The sequence below is a fragment of the Acinetobacter sp. ANC 4218 genome (assembly GCF_002135245.1).
Classification (GTDB): Bacteria; Pseudomonadota; Gammaproteobacteria; order Pseudomonadales; family Moraxellaceae; genus Acinetobacter.
In genome coordinates this window covers 1-22,229 of sequence record NZ_NEGD01000014.1, presented here as the reverse complement: position 1 = coordinate 22,229, position 22,229 = coordinate 1, and the positions used below count along the sequence as shown (strand labels likewise).

Below are 22,229 nucleotides of genomic sequence, written 5' to 3'. Positions count from 1 at the left end.
TCATCGCAATACAAATTGCCTTAAAGCACCTTCGGGTGCTTTTTTATGCTTGCTACAAGCCAAATCACAGGCATCGCCCATATATCGAAAAAAAACGATATACAAGTTCAAGTAGGCAGCGTATGCTTTTCTTAGCCCTGATATTAGAGAAAACCAATGCGTTCTTTAAGAGATACCCAATTTTCAATTCTGGACCTAGTTCCTGTTCGTGAAAATAAAAGCATTCAATCTTCATTACATCATGCACTTGCTTTAGCTCAACATGCCGAAAAATTAGGTTATAAACGCTTATGGCTCGCTGAGCATCACAATATGTCCGGCATCGCCAGTTCAGCAACTGCTGTTCTCTTAGGTTATTTATTGGCAAATACTCGAACTTTAAGAGTCGGCTCAGGCGGCATCATGCTACCGAACCATGCCCCTTTAATAGTTGCAGAGCAATTTGGTACTTTGGCAACACTCTATCCAAACCGTATTGAACTTGGTCTTGGTCGTGCACCGGGTACGGATCAAAATACAATGCGTGCACTGCGTCGTGGCCGTCAGGAAACTGAAGATCAATTCCCACAAGATGTACTGGAAATTCTGCAATACTTTAAAGATCCTCTACCACAGCAACGTATTGTGGCAACTCCAGGTCAAAGTACCCATGTTCCCGTCTGGTTACTCGGTTCAAGTTTGTTTAGCGCACAACTGGCCGCAAAGTTGGGTCTACCCTATTCATTTGCCTCCCATTTTGCACCGCGAATGCTCGATCAGGCGATCAAGCTATATAGAGAGAACTTTGAACCCTCTGAATACCTGGATCGGCCTTATGTTTCAATGGGTGTTCCAACGGTAATCGCTCAGACAGATGAAGAAGCGCAATATTTAGCAACATCACCCTATCAGCGTATTATTTCAATGTTCCGTAACCAACGTGGCAAGTTGAAACCGCCAATCAAAAATATTAATGAAATCTGGTCACCTGCAGAAAAAATGTCGGTTGACAGTTTCTATGCCATGGCACAAATTGGCTCACCTGAAACGGTTAAAGCTGGTTTAAAAAACCTGTTAGAAAAATATAATGTCGATGAATTTATCTTTACCTGTGATATCTATGACACAGATAAACGTCTTGAAAACTTTGAATTATTGATGAATATCAAAAACGCTTAATTCTTTTAAAATCGTAAATAGCACCTGCTTGAGGTGCTATTTTTTTATCACAACTGCTCATTCAGTTGATCATCTGATCTATTTTTAGCAATAAGACTGGACAACATTTACGAACTTGTGTGTTCGAGGCATCGCTCTATAAAGAATAATCCATTTTAAGGATACAACCCGACCAAAAACCATATTAATTAAGTTATAAATATCAAATATTTAAATAAATTATTTCAACAAATAAGCACACTAGATGATTAACAAAAATGCTCATATCACTTTAAGTACTTAAGCAAATTAGATTGTCCGGCTTTTTCATACACTTGCCATTAAACCATGATTTTAGAGGTGTACATAATGGCTTCAACAGACCTAAAAAAATGGTTTCATATTCCTGCCGATGCCATGATGGCGATGACTGACAAGATTCCAGAAAAATCTTTACCCAAAGTTCCATCTTGGATATACCTATGAAGTACAGAACAAACTGCAACAAAAGTAAAAATAAAAAAGGATATAAAAATGGTCAACAAGAAAAAGAATCCATTGGATGGATTCTTTCAAAACTCACCCGATTTTTTCCAGAAATTCAAGGGGAAAATCGTCTCTTCTGAAGATATTAACAATTTTGATTTCACTAATTTAAATGTGGCTATTGTTGGGGGCAACCAGATGACAGTTATGCATCTGGAACACATTTGCAATACCGCAAAATTTGTAGAAGTATTTCAAATTACACCACTTTTTATCTTACCTCAAACTGAAAAAGGCATTCACAAACTGCTTTCGCACCCTTTGATTATCAAGAATCGCCGTTTATTTAATACCCGCATAAAATCATTACTGGCTATTCGCTATCTGGATTCCCAAGTTCAAGATACCTGGTTAAAACGCCAGCTAATGCCCAATTCGGCATCTGGAAACAAGGTTTTTCTCAAATCGGATCATTATTACACTGCGCTGCAACAGGATAACTGTAAGCTGATTACCTGGCCTGTGGTAAAAATTACTGAAAATGCAGTACAAAGCATGGAAGGTGTTGAACATTTAGTAGATGTCATTATCACTACCTATTGACGTTTCAACATAAAAAGAGACATATCAGCCGCTCTTATGCATTTTATTTTACTATGCCAATATATTGATAATAATGTTTAGCTTTTTGATAACGCAAATAATTAGAAGTTAATTCACCTGATGGCTTAATAACTAAAATATCGATGTTTTTAAGATTTTTAGAAACACGAATATAGTGCCGATTCATATTAAAAGGCTGGATATTTTCTGGATAATAATGACAGTCATAACTGACATCAATATGGTTCAGTACTTTCGTTCCGATTTTAAATACATCAGCAGCTTGATATTTCGCATTTCTAATTTGCGCTGCCTGAATAGCATAGGCCCCTACACAACTGCTGCCAATATAGGTACTTGAAATAAAATAAGTGGGGGCTTTATTCAGCTCAGTTTGCTGAATGGATCGTATAAATCCTCCATCATTCACAGCCTGAGTAACAACTTTATTGCCCTGTTTAAATTGCACATAAGATTCGAATTCCCGCATCGTACCGCCAGCTGAAATATCAAATGTATAAAATTTCAGCTTTTGATCAGGGCTATAATGTATAGAAACCATGTTTTTGCTGGCTAGATTTTTAAAATTATAGTGGAAACTTTGTGGATGACCCTGAATAAAATCGGCTACTTTTACAGCCACCTCCTGATTAACACCCTCACTCTCATAACTGTCTGCTAAACGCCTTTGATCATATTGTTTGATCATTTGGGTTTCAAAATCAGCTACAGATTGAGCAAAAACATGTGCAGTTATCAGACTAAACCAAGCAAAACCAAGAGTTATTTTATTTATTTTTAATACTTTATTCATATAATTACGCTCTATATTTTCGATTATAGAAATGGAGTTAAATCTGAATTCAACTCCATTTTTAAATTAGCCAATACGACGTTTTAAACCTGTCATCTGTAAAACACGGGTTGAAATTTCCTCAATCGACATTTCAGAAACATTCAGATATTTAATGCCTTCTGAAATATAAATGCCTTCTACGGCACGCAGTTCCATTTGGCATTGATTAAAACTTGCATAACGGCTATTGGCTTTACGTTCGCTACGAATCGCTACAAGTCGTTCAGCATCAATCATTAAGCCAAATAGCTTATGCTTGTGTGCCTTTAACACCGCAGGTAAACGGTTGTCATCCAGGTCTTCTTCGGTCAGCGGATAGTTCGCCACACGAATTCCAAACTGTAATGAAAGATAAATTGAAGTCGGTGTTTTACCGGAACGGGAAACCCCAATCAGGATCAGATCGGCTTTGTCATAATGACGTGTGCGTGCGCCATCATCGTTATCTAGGGCAAAATGCACTGCATCAATACGTGCTTTATATGACTCAGAATCGGTTACAGCATGGGTTTGTCCGACTAAAGTTGTAGGCGCAGTACCTAAAACCTCAGACAATTTACCAATAAGACCTTCAAAAACATCAAGATTTACTGCGTTTGCTGTATTAATAATATCACGCACATACGGGTCTACCAAGGTATCAAACACCAAAGGTTGTTGCCCATCTTGATCGGCACGCTGGTTGATTTCAGCTACCACATTCATCGCAGCTTCTTCGGAACTGATATAAGGAATAATATGAATGTCAAAATCTACATGAGGAAACTGTGCTAACAGTGAGTGTCCAAGGGTTTCAGCAGTAATTGCAGTCCCATCGGAGATAAAAAACACACTGCGTTTAATCTGTTTACCTTCTGACATTAAAATTCTCCTTAAATATTTGTCTAAGTGCTGTAAAATCTTTATAGTAAACCGATCTTACATGACTGTCGCCGAGTAAATCAAAAAGCTGGGCGATTTGTTATAATTTCATGCCAAGATAGTGATTAATACTGCATAAGTGGAGTAACAACTTTGGAAGCGCGCGTAATTGGTCTAGAAAAATTAGGGAAACACGACGTTGAACTCGTTGGTGGGAAAAACTCATCACTGGGTGAAATGATCAGCCATTTGTCTAATGCTGGTGTATCAGTACCGGGTGGTTTTGCAACCACAGCTGCTGCGTATCGTGAATTTCTCGAGCAAAGTGGCCTAAACGCTAAAATCAACGCCGAGCTTGCAGCGCTTAATGTTGATGACGTAAAAGCTCTAGCAGAAACTGGCGCAAAAATCCGTCAATGGATTGTCGAAACTCCGCTTACAGCAGAACTTGAAAAGGAAATTCGCGAATCTTTCGCTGCTCTTTCAAACGGCAACCCTGACATCGCGGTTGCCGTTCGTTCATCTGCAACAGCAGAAGACTTGCCAGATGCATCATTTGCAGGACAACAAGAAACTTTCCTGAACATCCGTGGCATCGACAACGTTCTTGTAGCCATTAAGGAAGTATTTGCTTCACTTTACAACGATCGCGCAATTTCTTACCGTGTACACCAAAACTTTGCTCACGACATCGTAGCGTTGTCGGCTGGCGTGCAACGTATGGTCCGCTCTGAAACTGGTGCTGCTGGTGTAATGTTCACACTGGATACAGAATCTGGTTTCCGTGATGCAGTATTTATTACCGCTTCTTATGGCTTGGGTGAAATGGTCGTTCAAGGTGCTGTTAACCCTGACGAATTTTATATTTCTAAACCACTTCTTAAAAATGGCAAGCATTCTATCCTGCGTCGCAACTTGGGCTCTAAACACCAAAAAATGATTTATGGTGAAGAAGGTGCAGCAGGTAAATCTGTCGTTGTCGTCGACGTTGAAAAACAAGAGCGTCAACAATTTGCCTTAAATGATCATGAGCTGCAAGAACTTGCAAAACAAGCCTTGATCATTGAAGAACATTACGGTGCCCCAATGGACATCGAATGGGCCAAAGATGGTGATGACGGTCAGCTTTATATCGTTCAGGCACGTCCAGAAACCGTAAAAAGCCGTGAAAATGTCGGCACCATGGAACGCTACCTGCTTAAACAAAAAGGTACTGTGGTTTGTGAAGGCCGTTCAATTGGTCAACGTATCGGTTCTGGTAAAGTCCGCATCGTCACTTCGATTAAAGAAATGGATAAAGTACAAGACGGTGACGTACTCGTATCTGACATGACTGACCCGGATTGGGAACCAGTGATGAAACGTGCTGCTGCTATTGTCACCAACCGTGGTGGCCGTACCTGTCACGCTGCCATCATTGCACGTGAACTTGGTGTTCCAGCGATTGTAGGTTGTGGTAACGCAACCGAAGTTCTGACCGATGGTCAAGAAGTAACTGTTTCTTGTGCTGAAGGTGACACAGGCTTTATCTATGAAGGTGCTTTAGATTTCGAAGTTCAACGTAACTCTATCGAATCTATGCCTGCGCTTCCATTTAAAGTCATGATGAACGTAGGTAACCCTGACCGTGCATTTGACTTCGCACAAATTCCAAACGCAGGTATTGGTCTGGCACGTCTTGAATTCATCATCAACCGTATGATTGGCGTGCATCCTAAAGCATTACTCAACATTGACAGCCTTCCACGCGAAACTCGCGCTGCTGTAATGGCACGTACTGCAGGTTACGCTTCTCCAATCGAGTTCTATGTAGAGAAACTGGTTGAAGGTATTTCTACCCTTGCTGCTGCATTCGCTGACAAACCAGTGATCGTGCGTATGTCTGACTTTAAGTCAAACGAATATGCCAACCTGATCGGTGGTAAGTTATACGAACCAGAAGAAGAAAACCCAATGCTTGGTTTCCGTGGTGCAAGCCGCTACGTTTCTGACAACTTCCGTGACTGCTTCGAACTTGAATGCCGTGCATTGAAAAAAGTTCGTGACGAAATGGGCTTAACCAACATTCAAATCATGATTCCATTCGTACGTACAGTAAACGAAGCGAAACGTGTCATTGAATTATTGGCATTGAATGGTCTGAAACGTGGCGAGAATGGTCTGAAAGTAATCATGATGTGCGAATTACCAACCAACGCATTGTTAGCTGAACAGTTCCTTGAGCACTTCGATGGTTTCTCTATCGGTTCTAACGACCTGACTCAGTTAACATTGGGTCTTGACCGTGACTCTGGTATCGTTTCTCACCTGTTTGATGAACGTGACCCAGCGGTTAAAGCGCTTCTTTCTATGGCGATTCATGCATGCCGTAAAGCAGGCAAATATGTAGGTATTTGTGGTCAAGGTCCTTCTGATCACCCTGACTTGGCTAAATGGTTGATGGAACAAGGTATTGAGTCTGTTTCTTTAAACCCGGACTCCGTTTTAGACACTTGGTTCTTCCTTGCAGAAGAAAAAGCTCAACAAGCGTAATAAAACATGTTAAAAAAGACCCACTCGTGGGTCTTTTTTTTCTTCTGCGATTTTTTGTATTTTTAGATTTATTTTGAGAATTGAGTTTTATGCAAATTTACTTGGCGAGAAATAATCAACAAGCCGGTCCTTACACCTTAGAGCAGCTTAATCAAATGCTCGCTAGCCAACAAGTGCTGCTAACAGATTTGGCCTGGCATCAAGGTATGACCGAATGGAAGGCTTTAGGTGAATTAACCCAAGGTAAACTTGTATATACACCTGAAGGCTATATCGCACCTGCAGCTTTTCCAGAACCCAGCCCTGTACAGAATTCAGCTATTCGTAAAGTTCAGGTGGAAAAAAAAGCAACTGCTCGACAGGAGTTGGCTGCAATTCCAACCCGTATTTTGGCAAAAATCATTGACTTGCTACTCTGGCTACCGGCAGCTGCAATTCCGTCATTTTTCCTAAAACCGGAGCAATTTAACCAGTTATCCGAGATTCAGCAAAAAATGCAATCGGCCGAGACTTCCACTCAAGCCATGCAATTGCAACAGGAATTATTTACCCTTATACCTTCTGAAGCCTGGCAGACCATGTTTATTTACCTCGTTATTATGCTAGGTATACAGGCATTTATGTTGGCAAAATCCGGACAAAGCATCGGTAAAAAACTGACCAAAATTAAAATTGTAGATGCCGACAATGGTGAAAAAGTCAGCCTGATGCGTGCATTCACTTTACGTAGCTTTATTTTTATCGTTTTAAATTTGCTATTTATGCCATTTATTACAATTATTGATCATGTTTTTTCACTGGGCGAAAAGCGCCAGACCTTACATGATAAGTTAGCCAAAACCAAAGTGGTTAAACAATAAGCATATAATTAGACAGGGATTGTTTTTATATCCCTGTTTTTCCGCAGAATATTGATATTAAAATAAAATTCATATAATAAAAGCTTAATTCCGAGTAAAAAAATCAGTTTTTATAACAGATATTTAAAGCCACTTTACATATAGCTTAGTTTGTCGATATCAGGCATAATGCCCTACAACGTAGCGGTGCCTCATGATTGGGAAGGCTTTACTGTGCTTGGATTTTCTAAGTGAAAAATAAACATTTCCAATCATGCGACACTTTAATCGCTATCCCATATTAAATTAGGGAATGGGACTCTTCACCGAGGTTGTAAAATGAGACAAACAATTTTAGCTGTATTGTCTTTATCTGCGATGGCTGCACTCTTGACTGGGTGTGGTGGTGATTTAGTACTTCTGAACTCCAAAGGTCCAGTTGCTGAAGGTCAATCAAACCTCATGTTGACTGCGATTTACTTAATGCTATTGGTGGTTATTCCATCAGCGATTATGGCATTATGGTTCGGATGGAAATATCGCGCGTCGAATAAAGATGCAGACTATAAACCTACATGGGCACACTCTACTGCAATTGAAATTGTAGTCTGGGGTGTTCCTGTTATTATTATTGGTATTTTAGCTTGGTTAACTTGGTGGGGTTCCCACAAGTATGACCCATACCGTCCGCTAGAATCAGATAAAGCACCTTTAAATGTTCAGGTTATTGCTGAACAGTTTAAATGGATTTTTATCTATCCAGAACAAAACATTGCGACTGTTAACGAAATTCGTTTCCCAGAAAAAACTCCGGTTAGCCTGCGTTTAACTTCTAACTTCACAATGAACTCGTTCTTCATCCCTGCATTGTCTGGTCAGATTTATGCTATGGCGGGTATGCAAACTCACCTGAACTTCTTGGCAAATGAAACCAGTCCTGCTGAAGGCTTCCGCGGTTTCTCTTCTAACTATTCAGGTTATGGTTTCTCGCAAATGCGTTTCCGTGCACACTCTGTGACTGATGCTCAGTTTGCTGAATGGGTTGCTGCAGTTAAAGCGGGTAATGGTAATACCATTAATCCTCAAGCTGTTCAAAAAACAGTTTTAGATCAAGCTGAATTTGCAACCTTACGTGACGGTAACCGCTCTAAGCACCAAATCGAAGCAATCGTTGCGAAAGCGCAAACTCCTGAAGAGAAGGCTGCTGCTGAAGCGTTGAAGCCTTATCCGACTAAGCCACACCCAGTGACTTATTATTCTTCAGTAGAACCTAAACTGTTCGAATCTGTGATCAACAAATACATGAGTAATTACCACGGTGCTGATCACTCAGCCGCTGCTGGTCATGAAGCTGCTGCTTCTGAAGCTCATGCAAATGTTGAACATGCGACTGCTTCTGTAGAGGAATAAGACATGAGCTTCTTAGGTAAGTTAGGTCCGGATGCAATCCCTCACGATCCAATCGTGCTGGTGACAGTTGCCATGATGGTCCTAGGCGGTCTTGCACTGTTTGCAGGTATCACCTATTTCAAAAAATGGGGCTATTTGTGGAACGAATGGTTCACATCTGTAGACCATAAAAAAATTGGTATCATGTATATCATTGTGTCGATTGTCATGCTTCTGCGTGGTTTTGCCGATGCGATCATGATGCGTCTTCAACAGTTCCTTGCAAAAGGTGGTGGTGAAGGTTACTTGCACCCAGAACATTACGATCAGATCTTTACTGCGCATGGCGTAATCATGATCTTCTTCGTAGCGATGGGGCTTGTGGTTGGTTTGATGAACATTTCTGTACCACTTCAAATCGGTGCACGTGATGTTGCCTTCCCGCTATTAAACTCTTTAAGCTTCTGGCTATTCGCTGGCGCTGCCGGTCTGGTAATGGCTTCTCTTGCTTTAGGTGAATTCGCTGCAACAGGTTGGATGGCTTATCCTCCTCTATCAGGTATCGAATATTCTCCTGGCGTAGGTGTAGACTACTACATTTGGGCACTGCAGATTTCAGGCTTGGGTACACTTTTAACTGGTGTTAACTTCTTCGTTACCATCATTAAAATGCGTGCTCCTGGCATGACCCTTATGGATATGCCTATTTTCACCTGGACATCCTTAGTTACTGTTGTACTTATCATTGCGACATTCCCAGTATTAACTGCGACTATTGCAATGTTGTCACTTGACCGTTACTTCGACTTCCACTTCTTTACAAATGACTTGGGTGGTAGCCCAATGTTATATGTAAACTTGATCTGGACTTGGGGTCACCCGGAAGTATATATCTTGGTATTACCAGCTTTTGGTATTTACTCGGAAGTTACTGCCGTATTCTGCCGCAAAGCTTTGTTCGGTTACAAATCAATGGTGTACGCTACTGTAGCAATTGGTGTTTTATCACTTGTTGTTTGGGTTCACCACTTCTTTACCATGGGTGCAGGTGCCAACGTTAACGCGTTCTTCGGTATCATGACCATGATTATTGCGATCCCAACTGGTGTGAAAATCTTCTCTTGGTTATTCACCATGTACAAGGGCCGCATTACCTTTACAACACCAATGCTTTGGACACTTGGCTTCCTTGTGACTTTCGGTATCGGTGGTTTAACAGGCGTATTGATGGCAGTTCCACCAGCGGACTTCCTGGTACACAACTCTTTATTCCTGATCGCTCACTTCCATAACGTAATTATTGGTGGTGTAGTGTTTGCGATGTTCGCAGGTATCATCTTCTACTGGCCAAAAATGTTTGGCTGGCAGTTAAATGAAGCTTGGGGTAAAGCAGCATTCTGGTTCTGGTTCATCGGTTTCTATTTTGCGTTCATGCCACTTTATATCCTTGGTTTCATGGGTATGACTCGTCGTTTGAATACATTTGACAACCCTGAATGGGATCCATATGTAAATATTGCTTTGGTTGGTGCAGTTCTTATTGCACTGGGTATTGCATGTTTCGTTATGCAAATCGTGGTGGGTTTCTTGCAACGCGAGAAAAACATGGACGTTACTGGCGACATTTGGGATGGCCGTACGCTTGAATGGTCTACTTCTTCTCCAGCGCCGTTCTATAACTTTGCCTATCTTCCAAAGATCAACGGTATTGATACTTTCTGGACTGACAAAGAAAACGGTATTGCATACACTAAACCAACCAAGTATGAAGACATTCATATGCCAACCAACCGTGCGGCTGGTTTTGTTATCGCGATGTTCATTACTGTTATGGGCTTTGCTTTAATCTGGCACATCTGGTGGTTAGTAGCGATTACATTCGTTTCTGCGATCATTAGCTTCATCGTATCTTCTTTCACCAAGAAAGTGGATTACTATGTTCCAGCTGCTGAAGTTGAACGCATCGAAAACGAACGTTATGCACAACTTGAAAAACACTTGAAGAAGGACTAAGACTATGGCTGAAGTACTTCATCACGATAACCACGGACACGATGAACATCATCATCATGATGATACTGACATCACAGTCTTTGGTTTCTGGTCTTACTTGATGAGTGACTTGATCCTATTCGGTACACTCTTCATCGCGTTTGCTGTATTAAGCAGTCACGTTCCAGTTGGTACTCCAAGTGCACGAGATCTTTTTGGTGAATCTCTCAGTTTTGTATTAACTGAAACTTTCGCCCTCTTGATTTCGTCTGTAACGTTCGGCTTTGCTGTTCTTGCTGCCTACAAGAAAGACGTATCTAAAGTTCTGACTTGGCTTGCAATTACTTGGGTATTTGGTGCTTCGTTCATCGGCATGGAATTATATGAGTTCAATCATTTAGTTCATGCAGGTCATGGCCCTAGCACAAGTGCATTCTTATCTTCGTTCTTTACGCTGGTAGGTACACACGGTATTCACGTAACTTCTGGTTTGGTATGGATGATCGTGTTAATGGTTCAAATCAAGAAATATGGTTTGACTCTTCCAAACACTCGTCGTCTTGCATGCTTAAGCTTGTTCTGGCACTTCCTTGACATCGTTTGGATCTGTGTATTCAGCGTAGTTTACTTGATGGGAGTTCTCTAATGAGTCACGATCACAATTCAGCTGGTGCAGCACACGGTAACGTTAAACAATATACAGTTGGCTTTATCCTATCTATCATCCTGACCATCATTCCTTTCGGAATGGTGATGGCTGGTGGTTTTGGCCGCGGTATCCTGATTACCGTGATTGCAATTACTGCAGTTGCTCAGATTCTTGTACAGTTAATTTATTTCCTGCACATGAACTCTTCTTCAGAGCAACGCTGGAACGTTATTGCATTCGTTTATACGATTCTGACCATTGCCATCCTTTTGGTTGGTTCTGTATGGATCATGAACTACCTTCACTACAACATGATGATCTAAACTGGTTGTCATGCTGAAAAAGTATTTATTCCTGACTAAGCCAGGAATTCTCTTTGGTAACTTCGTTACCACTTTGGGTGGCTACTTTGTAGCTGCCCAAGGTTCTGTAGATTTCCTTTTTCTTCTCATTACCCTTCTCGGTACCACTCTGGTCGTAGCATCAGGTTGTGTAGTCAATAACATCATTGACCAAGACATCGACCAAAAGATGCAACGTACGCAAAATCGTGCGATGGTTAAAAAATCAGTTTCCATTCCTGTTGCTTTGGTTTATTCCCTGGTACTTGGATTCGCTGGTTTTAGCATTTTGTGGTTTTGGGTCAATGAGTACGCTTTTTTATTTGCTGTTATTGGTTTTGTTGTATATGTTGGTTTTTACAGCTTATGGACAAAACGGACAACCATTCACCAAACCATTGTCGGTAGTATTTCCGGTGCAGCTCCGCCTGTAATTGGTTATACCGCTGTTGCAAACCAGTTTGACATGGGTGCTTTACTTATTTTTATTGGGTATGCACTTTGGCAAATGCCTCACTCTTGGGCAATTGCAATTTACCGCTTTGAAGATTACAAAAATGCAGGGATTCCAATTTTACCTGTAGCACGTTCAATTCATCGTACCAAGATCGAGTCTCTTATTTACGTTGTATTGTTCTGTATCACCATGAATGGATTATTTGTTTATGGTTATACAAATTGGATTTATGTGGTCGTACTGAACCTTTTGTGTCTGTACTGGGTGTATTTGAGTATTCAAGGCTTTAAAGCTGAAAATGATCAGTTATGGGCAAAGCAATATTTTATGTTCTCTGTCAAATTAATCACTGTCATCAGCCTGTTGTTTAGTTTCACTTCAACAGCCCCACAATTACCCATCATATTTTTTTAAAAGATAGAGTCCTGCTCTATCTTTTAATTAGATATGTCATACACTTTGCACCTTTCTCATTATACCTTGCTTACCCTTCTTATTTTCATTCACACACTTTCAGTAAGTAAATTCCTTTTATTCTTCATTTCATGTTCAGCAAGATTTAGCACAGCACTATTTTCAGTATTTTTTCTTTTTGCTCTCCCCAAACCTTGTATTTAACATGCAAAGGCTCTAAAATTCACGCTTCGCAATTTATGCGACACAACTTTGGTTGTGACTCCTTGCCTCTGCTTGTATTTGCAGAGGCTGTATAAACCGTAAGGAGCTGACAATGCGTCACTACGAAATCGTACTTTTGGTACATCCAGACCAAAGCGATCAAGTTGTGGGTATGGTAGAACGTTACCTAACTCACATCAAAGAAGCTGAAGGTCAAATTCACCGTTTAGAAGATTGGGGCCGTCGTCAATTGGCTTACCCAATTAACAAAATTCACAAAGCTCACTACATTTTAATGAACGTTGAATGTGGTCAAGCTACGCTTAATGAATTAGAAGAATTGTTCCGTTATAACGATGCAATCCTTCGTAATGTTATTATTCGTCGTGAACACGCTATCACTGAAGAGTCTTTACTTGCTAAGAGTGCTGAAGAAAAACGTGCGCGTAAAGCTCAACGTGAAGAAGCACAACAAGCTCAAGACTCTGCTGAAGCATAAGGAGAACATTACATGGCACGTTTTTACCGTCGTCGCAAGTTCTGCCGCTTTACAGCTGAGAACGTTACGTACATCGACTACAAAGATATCGATACTTTGAAACAGTACATCACTGAAAACGGCAAGATTGTTCCTAGCCGTATTACAGGTACTAAAGCTCGTTACCAACGTCAATTGGCGCTTGCTATCAAACAAGCTCGCTACTTAGCGTTGATCCCTTACACTGACAATCATAAGTGAGGTTGAGCTGTGGATATTATCTTATTACAACGCATTAAAAACCTTGGTAAATTAGGCGATAAAGTATCAGTTAAAGCTGGTTACGGTCGTAACTTCCTTATCCCTCAAGGTAAAGCAGTTGCAGCGACTGAAGCGAACACTGCTGCTTTTGAAGCTCGTCGTGCTGAACTTGAGAAAGCTGAAGCTGACGTTTTAGCTGCTGCTCAAGCACGTGCTGACCAATTGAACGAAGTTAACATCGTAATCACTGCTAAAGCTGGTGACGAAGGTAAACTATTCGGTTCTATCGGTACTCGTGACATCGCTGACGCTTTAACTAATGCAGGTCTTGAAGTTGACCGTGCAGAAGTTCGTTTACCAAACGGTGCGCTTCGTCACACTGGTGAATTCAACATCGCAATCCAATTGCATCATGATGTTATTGCTGAAGTTCTCGTTACTATCGTATCTGAGTAATTTCCTGCAAGAAAAAGAGCATGCTTTTGCATGCTCTTTTTTTATCTCTAAAAATAGTCAAAATAGTTGAATTAACCCTGATATAGACCTTGTTCACTTCATTTATTTTGACTGTTTTTAGATACTAAAATAAATGAAATTTTCGATTCGCATTTTTTTTAAGAGCGCGTATCATCTGTTTATACGAAGATAATACCTTTTTTATTCTTCGGCACTTTTTTCAAATTACTCATTTATTGCATTTAAAATTAGGGTTTTATATGTCACAGGCGAATGCCAGCGCTATGCTTAACTCAGTTAAAGTAGATAATAAAGCAAATGAGTCAGGCCAACTCAAAGAGTTTCGTACCCCTCCGCATAACTTGGCAATTGAACAAGCTGTTCTTGCCGCGCTGATGACGGTAGCCGAATCTTTTGAGCAAGTCGGTGATGTATTAAGTGAAAATGATTTCTATGCCACACGTCATAAATATATTTTCCGTGCCATTGAAAAATTAGCCCAGGAAAACTCGCCTTATGATGCCGTATTGGTCAATGACTGGCTGATTAAACAGAATCTACTTGAAGCTGTGGGTGGCGAAGAATATTTAATGCAATTGATGGCAGATTCACCTTCTAGCTTTTATAACCTGGAAACTTATGCCAATAAAATTAAAGAATTTTCAACCTTACGCAGCATGATTAAAGTCAGCTCTGAAATTTTACAGAATGCTTACGACACCAAAGGTCGTAGCGTGAGTGAAATTCTGGATCTAGCTGAAACCAACATCTTCTCGATTGCTGAACAGCATAACAACAATGCCAAAGCCCAAGGCCCAAAACCAATTAATGCAGTAGTCGCCGATGTTTTTGACAAGTTGAACGAACTTTCCCAAATGGAAGGGAACATTACCGGTTTAACATCAGGTTTCGTGGAACTGGATAATAAAACTTCAGGTATGCAGGCTGGTGATTTAATTATTGTGGCTGCACGTCCATCTATGGGTAAAACCACTTTCGCCATGAACCTGGTGGAAAGTGTGCTGTTTAACTGTGACTTGCCTGCCCTGGTTTTCTCTATGGAGATGCCCGCAGATTCGATTGCCATGCGTCTGATTTCTGCTTACGGTAAAGTCCACCAGGGCCATCTGCGTGCCGGTAAACTGGATGGCGATGAATGGTCTAAAGTCACCGGTACCATTTTACAGCTACAGGAAAAACATCTGTACATCGATGATTCTTCTGCCCTGCCTCCGACGGAATTACGTGCCCGTGCCCGTCGTATTGCCAAACAGCATGGCGGAAAAATTGGCTGCATCATGGTCGATTATCTTCAGCTCATGAAAGTACCTGGTATGGGTGACAACCGTGTCGGCGAGATTTCAGAAATTTCTCGCAGCTTAAAAGCCTTGGCTAAAGAGATGAACTGTCCTGTCATTGCACTTTCCCAGCTGAACCGCTCACTGGAAAACCGTCCAAATAAACGTCCGGTGATGTCCGACTTACGTGAATCTGGTGCGATCGAGCAGGATGCCGACTTGATCATGTTCATTTACCGTGACGAAGTGTATAACAAGGAATCCAAAGAAGCCGGTACTGCCGAGATTATTATCGGCAAGCAGCGTAACGGACCGATCGGTACGGTTCGTCTAGCTTTTGAAGGTCAATACACGCGCTTTAGCAATCTCTCTCCTGAGTTCTACGCTCAATATGATGATGAAGAATAAGATATAAAAACGAGGTGCTGACCTCGTTTTTTTTAATTTATTTTTCTTGTACCATTGCTTTAATTCATCACTGCTACGTATTACATAAATTTTTCTGTTTAATATTTGGTGAAAAATACACTTTAACTTAGTGTTTATTTTCAGTCATAGGACTACAATATCTCTCTCCATTTTGCTTAATTTCCTCATTTTCAAGACTGAGGAATAGCATATCTATAATATTCTTATGTAGAGCTTATAAGCGATTTGATATAACAAATTGCTGTAATTTTTTATTGTAATCCCAAGGAGTGACGAGGGTGCGCCAAGCAACAGTTTATATTGATAGAGAAGCCCTTCAATATAATTTAAACCGTGTCAAACAACTTGCACCAACTGCTCAAATTGTCAGTATGGTCAAAGCCAATGCTTATGGACATGGAGTCAAAGACTGTTTAGCAGCCTTGGGTGAAACGGATGCTTTTGGTGTCGCCTGCCTGGAAGAAGCTTTAGAAATTCGTGAACTTGGCTATAAGCAACCGATTACCCTCATTGAAGGCATTTTTTCTGAAGATGAAATGCAGGTGGTGATAGAGAACAATATTGAATGTGTAATCCATCACCATCAGCAACTTGATTGGTTACGAGCACATAAAAATGCTTATATTGGCAAAAAATTAAAAGTTTGGGTCAAGCTGAATAGCGGTATGAACCGTCTTGGTTTTAAAGTACCCGAAATTATTGAAGTAATTAATTCACTTAAAGCTGAGGGTTTTACTTGTGTACTGGCCATGCACTTTGCCAATGCCGATGCCAACCATCCTTTAAATGAACAACAAAAAAATCAGTTCCTGCAAGTGAAACAAGCTTGTGCGCCCGTGATGGGCTCTTGCTGTAATTCCGCTGCCATTTATAAATGGCCTGAACTGCATTTTGATTTTGTCCGTCCAGGAATCATGCTTTATGGTGCATCACCATTTGCAGATCAATCCGTCCATGATTTAGGACTTAAACCAGTCATGACTTTTACGGCTGAAATTATTGCCCTAAATCACATTCAGGCAGGTGAACATGTCGGTTATGGCTCCACCTTTAGCGCTGACAAAGACATGGACCTCGCTATCGTTTCAATTGGTTATGGAGATGGCTACCCTCGTGCCTTCCCTAAACAGAACTATGTATCTATTAACGGTCAAGCGACCCGTGTGATTGGCCGCGTTGCCATGGACATGATTGCCATTGATGTGACCGGTATGGATGCTCCGCTTGGAACTGAAGTTGAACTCTGGGGTAAAAACCGTCTGGTTGATGATGTTGCCGAAGCCAATGGCACCATTGGTTATGAGCTACTCTGTCGTTTAAGTGCACGTCCTATAAGAAAATAATATTTTAAATCCCAATAAAAAACCCAAGCTTGTGCTTGGGTTTTTTTACAATCTCACAACTGCTTATTACTCTAGATAATCATCAGTCGGGATTGGCAATTCCTGTAAGCCACGGCGCAAAGTATCTGACCACTGTTTACTGAGTTTCCAGAAATAGGGATCTTCTTCATAAATTCGTTTGCCATTCGGAATATGCAAAGAATCTTTTCTATACACGACCGTATCAAGTGGCATCCCTACAGAAACATTGGAACGCAAGGTAGAATCAAAAGAGATTAAACAACAGCGTACGGCTTCATCTAAAGGCATTTCATAAATTAAAGCCCGGTCGAGTATGGGCTTGCCATATTTACTTTCACCAATCTGAAAATACGGCGTATCTTCTGTGGCACAAATAAAATTGCCTTGCGGGTAAATATTATACAGTTGCATTTCTGACCCTTGAATCTGCCCGCCCAACAAAATGCTGCAATAATAATTACTTTGTTCATGCGTGTGAGCATCTTCAACCACATCGGCAATCACTTTTTTCAAGGTGTGCCCCACCAGTTCCGCCATCTCAAACATAGTGTTTACACTATATAAGTTCGGTTCCTGTTTAAGTTCCAGATGGTTGTTTAAGTGACCAATCACTGCTTGAGTTGTGGCTAAATTCCCTGATGTCTGGATGGTTAAAAACCGTTCTCCTTCCACACCAAAGATATAGAGCTTGCGAAATACCGAGATGTGATCAACTCCGGCATTGGTACGGGTATCACTTACAAAAACCAGGCCGTCTTTTAACCGTAGCGCACAACAATAAGTCATTAGAAACTCCTTATGACTTTAAAATTTTCAGCAAGCGAGCACTTGAACAATAGAGCTCATGGATTCAATACCTCCACGCTCTCGTATACCTCGCACTGGCGCAACATCCCAGTAATCCCGGCCTATGGCGACATATATATGTGCATTAGGCGTAAATAACTGGTTGCTGGTATCAAAACAATACCACGTATTTTCAAAAAAAACCTCTGCCCAAGCATGACTGGCAAGATGAGAGGTATAGGGTACAAATAAATAACCTGATACATAACGTGCCGGCAAGCCTAAATATTTACACATGGCAATAAAGACATGGCTGTGATCCTGACATACCCCCTGTCGGCATTGAAAAGCCTCGATTGCAGAGGTATGGACCGAAGTTTGCTCAGGTGTATAGGGAATATAATTCAAGATGGCTTCAGACAGCACCATCAGGTTAGCCCGATTAATGCGAGGAACATAGCAATCTGCAAAACTTTTCATGTCGGCATTGCACAGCGTACTTGTGGTAGGCTGCAAAAATAATTGCGGATTGATGTGTGTATCAATTCCAAATTGCGTCGCAGGATTAATCTCGACAATGCCCTGTGCCATGATGGTCATCTGGCTGTAAGGCTGGCGCTGCGAACTGGTAATCCAGATATTATTAAAGGCATCGTTTTTTATTTCTTTTTGTCCGGGCACGCTGACATCCCAGCAATGTATCTGCTGATGGCCATTGCTGGTCGGTGTCATTTTAATATACTGAATACTGTTACAAGCCTGATCACTATATTGATAATGCGTTTGGTGATTGATCATCAACTTCATACATCCACCTCAAACAGCTGTTGAATATGATCACTAAAGTGATAAAAATTCATACTATCAGGGTTTAATTTAAGCTGCTGCCAGGCAGCATCCAGCTTATCCCAGCCAATCTGAGTCAGCAGATCAACAATTTTATCAATATTATCTAAAGTTGTGTTTTGGTCCTGTTTTAGACGAATTTGTCTGTCCAATTGCTCAATATTCTGCCCCAAACTAAAAAACAGAAACACATCTGCCGATTCAGCCTCTATCACATCATGACAATCCGCTGCCACGTCACATATATAGCTCGCATTTGCATGAGCATTTTTAATTAGCTGATTCAGCTCTGCATAGGTCTTGGCTGAAAGTATGCCACGCAAGTCCTGTATGTTGTCTTTGGCATATTGAAATTGTTGATGAAAAGACGACGGCTGTTCAGCATCCAGCAATAATGCATTGAGTGAACTCGCATCAAAAGCCGGCAAGCAAAAAGCATAGGCATATTGCAACGCCTCCTGATCTTCCACAAACGGGAACTGGCTACAGGCATATTGAATCCGGGTTAAATAACGACCTAACCAAAAAATGTGCTGAGCATTACTATTTAATAAAATCATGATTTCCTTCCCATGGTTAAAGGTCTATGAATGCAGATTATCGACAACCCAGGTGTCTTTAATGCCACCACCTTGTGAAGAATTCACCACTAGCGACCCTGCCTGCATGGCTACCCGTGTCAAGCCACCCGGTACAATCTCGGTTCGATATGGTGAGCTAAGGACGAATGGACGCAAATCGATATGACGCTCTGCCACGCCAAAATCGGTTAAAGTCGGGCAAACTGATAAATCCAGTGTCGGCTGAGCAATATACAAATGCGGTGCCGCACTAATTTTGTCTCTAAAAGATTCAATCTGGCTGTTTGAGGCATGTGGGCCAATCAACATGCCATAACCACCTGAACCCTGTGCTTCTTTCACCACAAGTTGTTCCAGATTGGCTAAGACGTATTCCAGATCTTCACTTTCCCGACACAGATAAGTCGGTACATTTTTTAAGATGGCCTGCTCGCCAAGATAAAAATGGATCATTTTATCCACGTATGGATAGATCGATTTATCATCAGCCACTCCGGTACCCGGCGCGTTGGCAATCACCACATTGTGATTTAAATATGCTGACATTAAGCCAGGCACACCCAAGGTGCTATCCGGCAAAAAACATAAAGGATCGAGATATGCATCATCGACTCGCCGATAAATTACATCAACACGCTGTCTGCCACGAATCGTTTTGACATAAACCTTATCGTTCTCTACAAAAAGGTCACGTGATGTCACTAAAGGCACATCCATTTCCCTTGCCAGGAAGGAATGTTCATAATATGCGCTGTTATAACGACCCGGAGTCAAGACCACAATAAAAGGCTTATCTACATAGGCATTTTCAACAAGGATCTCTTTGAGTAACTGAGGATATTGCTCAATGCCCAAAACATTATTTTGCTGGAACAGCTGTGGCATTATTTTCTGGCTAATTTTCCGGCTTTCCAGCATATAAGACACACCGGATGGCGTTCTTAAATTATCTTCCAGTACATAAAATTCACCATGACGGTCACGGATAATATCGATCCCACTGATTTGACTGTAAATTTTTCCTTTTAGGTCATGTGCACACATATGTGGCTGATAAGCTTCATGAGCCAACACCTGCAACTCAGGCACAATATTGGCTTTCAAAATGTCCTGTTGATGATAAATATCGTGTAAAAATAAATTCAGCGCGCGTACCCTTTGCGCACAACCCAGGGACACCTTGTTCCATTGTTTTTTCTCAATGACACGCGGAATCAGATCATAAGGAATGGTTCGTTCAATTCCTTCCGATTCCCCATAGACGGTAAAAGTAATACCGTCATATAAAAAATGCTCCTTGGCGGTCTGGTTAAGCGACTTTAACTCTTCCAAGGTATGCTGTGATAACCAATGTTCTATCTTTTGGCAGGTTTCCCCGGACATGGTTCGATCATCAACCAGCTCATTAAAGAAATGTGATTTGAACTGTTGAAATAATGCATTTACCTTATTTTGTGGCTTTACTTGATTTACCGTAGTCACGCTACTATTAGTCCCGATATCACTGTGAGCAAAATTTTCTAATAAAGAAATTGAATTTGTATCTTGATTCTCTTTAAGCATACAAACCTCGTCATTGTTTTCTATTGTGATTAGACTCTAGCAACAAACATGCCAATCATTCTTTAAGTTATTAAGCTATGATGATTTTATGCATTCAACGGCATTTTTTGCATAAATCTGGAGCAAAATATGCAGAGTTACAGACACCCATACTTGCGAAAATAATTCAGTTTTTTTATTGTGTTCATCATTTAATGGATATATAAACACTCTACTGGTTCTTTAATTTTAGTTATGTCTTCACAAGAAAAAGAAACATCAAATAGCCTGTATCGTCAGTGGCAAATTTTATCTCGTCTTTCTACCGGGAAATGGATGGGCACCCGTGAATTACAGGAAATTTTGCAGCGTGAAGGTATTGATATCAGCCTGCGTACCATTCAGCGTGATTTAAATCAGATCTCGCTACGTTTTCCGATTGAAAGCAGTAAAACCGTACCTCAAGGCTGGCGCTGGCGTTCAGATGCGCCTATTCAAAGTTTGCCGCATATGACCAGCTCGCAAGCGGTCACCTTTATGATGGTTGAAGAACATTTAAAACACCTGTTGCCGCCTAGCCTGATTGAAGAGATGAATCCGTGGTTTGATCTGGCGCGTCGCAGCTTGTCGACCCAAAACAATGTACGCCAATGGATTAACCGTGTGCGTATTGTCCCGGCGACTCAACCGCTGATTCCCCCTGTCGTCGACAAACTGGCACAACAGTCCATTTATGAAGGCTTGCTGCAAGACAAACAGCTGGAATGTGTTTACCAGGGACGCAGCCATTCTGGCGAAGAAAAAACCTATATTTTAAATCCCTTAGCGTTGGTACAAAAAGGTGCGATTATTTATTTGATTTGTACCCGCCATGATAAAACCGATATTCAGACCTTTGCCCTGCATCGTTTTAAATCGGCTGCGGTGCTAAATTCGCGCGCGATGCATCCGGTTAACTTTGATATTGATGCCTATATTGAATCCGGTGCCTTAGGCTTTAGGGTCGACTATAACAAACCGACCCAAAATGTGACATTAAAACTGACAATGACAGAAGAAAATGCACATTACTTTGATGAAAGCCAGCTCAGCACGGACCAGGTGATTGAAAAATTAGAGAATGGTTTGGCCCAAGTCACTGCAACCGTGCCTTTCACTTCACAACTGGCATGGTGGTTAAGGAGTTTTGGCAACAAGATTCAGCACATTGAGCCGATTGATGTTTCAAATACAGTTCGTCAAATCGCGGATGAATAAAAGCACTCAAATAAACAATAAAAAAAGTCCCAATCTTTGAGCCTGTAAATAATTTTGTGTAATTGCTTTTCATAAATTTAAAGGTGATTGCTTAAGCGGTCACCGAATTCAATAATAAAGCGGCTCATGGCTAAACGCCAGTCGCGAATAGGCATATTCCACTTTTTAGAC

The 22,229-nt window shown here is 41.0% G+C and carries 22 protein-coding genes; 16 read left to right on the top strand and 6 right to left on the bottom strand.

The window, feature by feature from the left end:
- Nucleotides 1-156 precede the first annotated feature (156 nt).
- The 3 genes from B9T38_RS13410 (at nucleotide 157) to B9T38_RS13405 (ending at nucleotide 2,226) form a co-directional block, all read left to right on the top strand.
- Nucleotides 157-1,158: an LLM class flavin-dependent oxidoreductase gene (locus B9T38_RS13410; RefSeq protein WP_086197278.1), complete on the top strand. Its 1,002-nt coding sequence runs from the start codon at nucleotides 157-159 to the stop codon at nucleotides 1,156-1,158.
- A 461-nt stretch (nucleotides 1,159-1,619) separates the two neighbouring features.
- On the top strand, nucleotides 1,620-1,763 hold the full coding sequence (locus B9T38_RS17035; RefSeq protein WP_251992249.1) for a hypothetical protein: 144 nt from the start codon (nucleotides 1,620-1,622) through the stop codon (nucleotides 1,761-1,763).
- On the top strand, nucleotides 1,696-2,226 hold the full coding sequence (locus B9T38_RS13405; protein WP_251992248.1) for an NAD(P)/FAD-dependent oxidoreductase: 531 nt from the start codon (nucleotides 1,696-1,698) through the stop codon (nucleotides 2,224-2,226). Before B9T38_RS17035 ends, B9T38_RS13405 begins: the two co-directional genes overlap by 68 nt.
- A 43-nt stretch (nucleotides 2,227-2,269) precedes the next feature.
- Here B9T38_RS13405 and B9T38_RS13400 read toward each other — a convergent pair whose 3' ends face one another.
- Nucleotides 2,270-3,040 carry a hypothetical protein gene (locus B9T38_RS13400; RefSeq protein ID WP_086197276.1) on the bottom strand — a complete coding sequence of 257 codons (771 nt, stop codon included), beginning with the start codon at nucleotides 3,038-3,040 and terminating at the stop codon, nucleotides 2,270-2,272.
- Nucleotides 3,041-3,106: 66 nt separating this feature from the next.
- Nucleotides 3,107-3,943: a posphoenolpyruvate synthetase regulatory kinase/phosphorylase PpsR gene (gene ppsR / locus B9T38_RS13395; RefSeq protein ID WP_086197275.1), complete on the bottom strand. Its 837-nt coding sequence runs from the start codon at nucleotides 3,941-3,943 to the stop codon at nucleotides 3,107-3,109.
- 153 nt (nucleotides 3,944-4,096) lie between these two features.
- On the opposite strand from ppsR, the gene ppsA reads away from it, so the two are divergent.
- The 12 genes from ppsA to alr all read left to right on the top strand — a co-directional run bounded on the left by ppsA (nucleotide 4,097) and on the right by alr (nucleotide 17,025).
- Entirely contained in the window at nucleotides 4,097-6,475 is a 2,379-nt protein-coding gene (gene ppsA / locus B9T38_RS13390; RefSeq protein ID WP_086197274.1) for a phosphoenolpyruvate synthase, read from the top strand.
- 89 nt (nucleotides 6,476-6,564) lie between these two features.
- Complete coding sequence (locus B9T38_RS13385) at nucleotides 6,565-7,335, top strand: RDD family protein (RefSeq protein ID WP_086197273.1); 771 nt, start codon at nucleotides 6,565-6,567, stop codon at nucleotides 7,333-7,335.
- A gap of 318 nt (nucleotides 7,336-7,653) precedes the next feature.
- Nucleotides 7,654-8,724, top strand: a complete 1,071-nt coding sequence (gene cyoA, locus B9T38_RS13380; protein ID WP_086197272.1) for a ubiquinol oxidase subunit II — start codon at nucleotides 7,654-7,656, stop codon at nucleotides 8,722-8,724.
- A gap of 3 nt (nucleotides 8,725-8,727) precedes the next feature.
- The gene (gene cyoB, locus B9T38_RS13375; RefSeq protein WP_086197271.1) at nucleotides 8,728-10,716 is read left to right on the top strand and encodes a cytochrome o ubiquinol oxidase subunit I; all 1,989 of its coding nucleotides are present in this window, start codon (nucleotides 8,728-8,730) and stop codon (nucleotides 10,714-10,716) included.
- A gap of 4 nt (nucleotides 10,717-10,720) precedes the next feature.
- Complete coding sequence (cyoC, locus tag B9T38_RS13370; RefSeq protein WP_086197270.1) at nucleotides 10,721-11,341, top strand: cytochrome o ubiquinol oxidase subunit III; 621 nt, start codon at nucleotides 10,721-10,723, stop codon at nucleotides 11,339-11,341.
- Nucleotides 11,341-11,667, top strand: coding sequence for a cytochrome o ubiquinol oxidase subunit IV (locus tag B9T38_RS13365; protein ID WP_086197269.1), 327 nt, complete (start codon nucleotides 11,341-11,343; stop codon nucleotides 11,665-11,667). Before cyoC ends, B9T38_RS13365 begins: the two co-directional genes overlap by 1 nt.
- 10 nt (nucleotides 11,668-11,677) lie before the next feature.
- Nucleotides 11,678-12,556 (top strand): heme o synthase, encoded by an 879-nt coding sequence (gene cyoE / locus B9T38_RS13360; protein WP_086197268.1) that lies wholly within the window; start codon nucleotides 11,678-11,680, stop codon nucleotides 12,554-12,556.
- Between the two features lie 316 nt (nucleotides 12,557-12,872).
- Nucleotides 12,873-13,259, top strand: a complete 387-nt coding sequence (gene rpsF / locus B9T38_RS13355) for a 30S ribosomal protein S6 (protein ID WP_086197267.1) — start codon at nucleotides 12,873-12,875, stop codon at nucleotides 13,257-13,259.
- Between the two features lie 12 nt (nucleotides 13,260-13,271).
- Complete coding sequence (gene rpsR, locus B9T38_RS13350) at nucleotides 13,272-13,499, top strand: 30S ribosomal protein S18 (protein WP_004719336.1); 228 nt, start codon at nucleotides 13,272-13,274, stop codon at nucleotides 13,497-13,499.
- Nucleotides 13,500-13,508: 9 nt separating this feature from the next.
- A complete protein-coding gene (gene rplI, locus B9T38_RS13345; RefSeq protein ID WP_086197266.1) occupies nucleotides 13,509-13,955 on the top strand; it encodes a 50S ribosomal protein L9 in 447 nt (148 codons plus the stop codon).
- A gap of 260 nt (nucleotides 13,956-14,215) precedes the next feature.
- Nucleotides 14,216-15,661 (top strand): replicative DNA helicase, encoded by a 1,446-nt coding sequence (gene dnaB, locus B9T38_RS13340; RefSeq protein WP_086197265.1) that lies wholly within the window; start codon nucleotides 14,216-14,218, stop codon nucleotides 15,659-15,661.
- Nucleotides 15,662-15,960: 299 nt separating this feature from the next.
- A complete protein-coding gene (alr, locus tag B9T38_RS13335) occupies nucleotides 15,961-17,025 on the top strand; it encodes an alanine racemase (protein WP_086197264.1) in 1,065 nt (354 codons plus the stop codon).
- 66 nt (nucleotides 17,026-17,091) lie between these two features.
- Here alr and B9T38_RS13330 read toward each other — a convergent pair whose 3' ends face one another.
- From B9T38_RS13330 to B9T38_RS13315, 4 genes are read right to left on the bottom strand one after another with little or no spacing between them, the layout of a single operon-like run.
- Nucleotides 17,092-17,832 carry a proteasome-type protease gene (locus B9T38_RS13330; protein WP_086197263.1) on the bottom strand — a complete coding sequence of 247 codons (741 nt, stop codon included), beginning with the start codon at nucleotides 17,830-17,832 and terminating at the stop codon, nucleotides 17,092-17,094.
- Between the two features lie 27 nt (nucleotides 17,833-17,859).
- Nucleotides 17,860-18,639 carry a transglutaminase family protein gene (locus B9T38_RS13325; protein ID WP_086197262.1) on the bottom strand — a complete coding sequence of 260 codons (780 nt, stop codon included), beginning with the start codon at nucleotides 18,637-18,639 and terminating at the stop codon, nucleotides 17,860-17,862.
- Nucleotides 18,636-19,238 (bottom strand): alpha-E domain-containing protein, encoded by a 603-nt coding sequence (locus B9T38_RS13320; protein ID WP_086197261.1) that lies wholly within the window; start codon nucleotides 19,236-19,238, stop codon nucleotides 18,636-18,638. Before B9T38_RS13320 ends, B9T38_RS13325 begins: the two co-directional genes overlap by 4 nt.
- Before the next feature lie 24 nt (nucleotides 19,239-19,262).
- Nucleotides 19,263-20,822, bottom strand: coding sequence for a circularly permuted type 2 ATP-grasp protein (locus tag B9T38_RS13315; RefSeq protein ID WP_086197260.1), 1,560 nt, complete (start codon nucleotides 20,820-20,822; stop codon nucleotides 19,263-19,265).
- A gap of 234 nt (nucleotides 20,823-21,056) precedes the next feature.
- Between B9T38_RS13315 and B9T38_RS13310 the strand changes: the two genes are divergently transcribed.
- On the top strand, nucleotides 21,057-22,058 hold the full coding sequence (locus B9T38_RS13310; protein WP_086197259.1) for a helix-turn-helix transcriptional regulator: 1,002 nt from the start codon (nucleotides 21,057-21,059) through the stop codon (nucleotides 22,056-22,058).
- The last annotated feature ends 171 nt before the right edge of the window (nucleotides 22,059-22,229 follow it).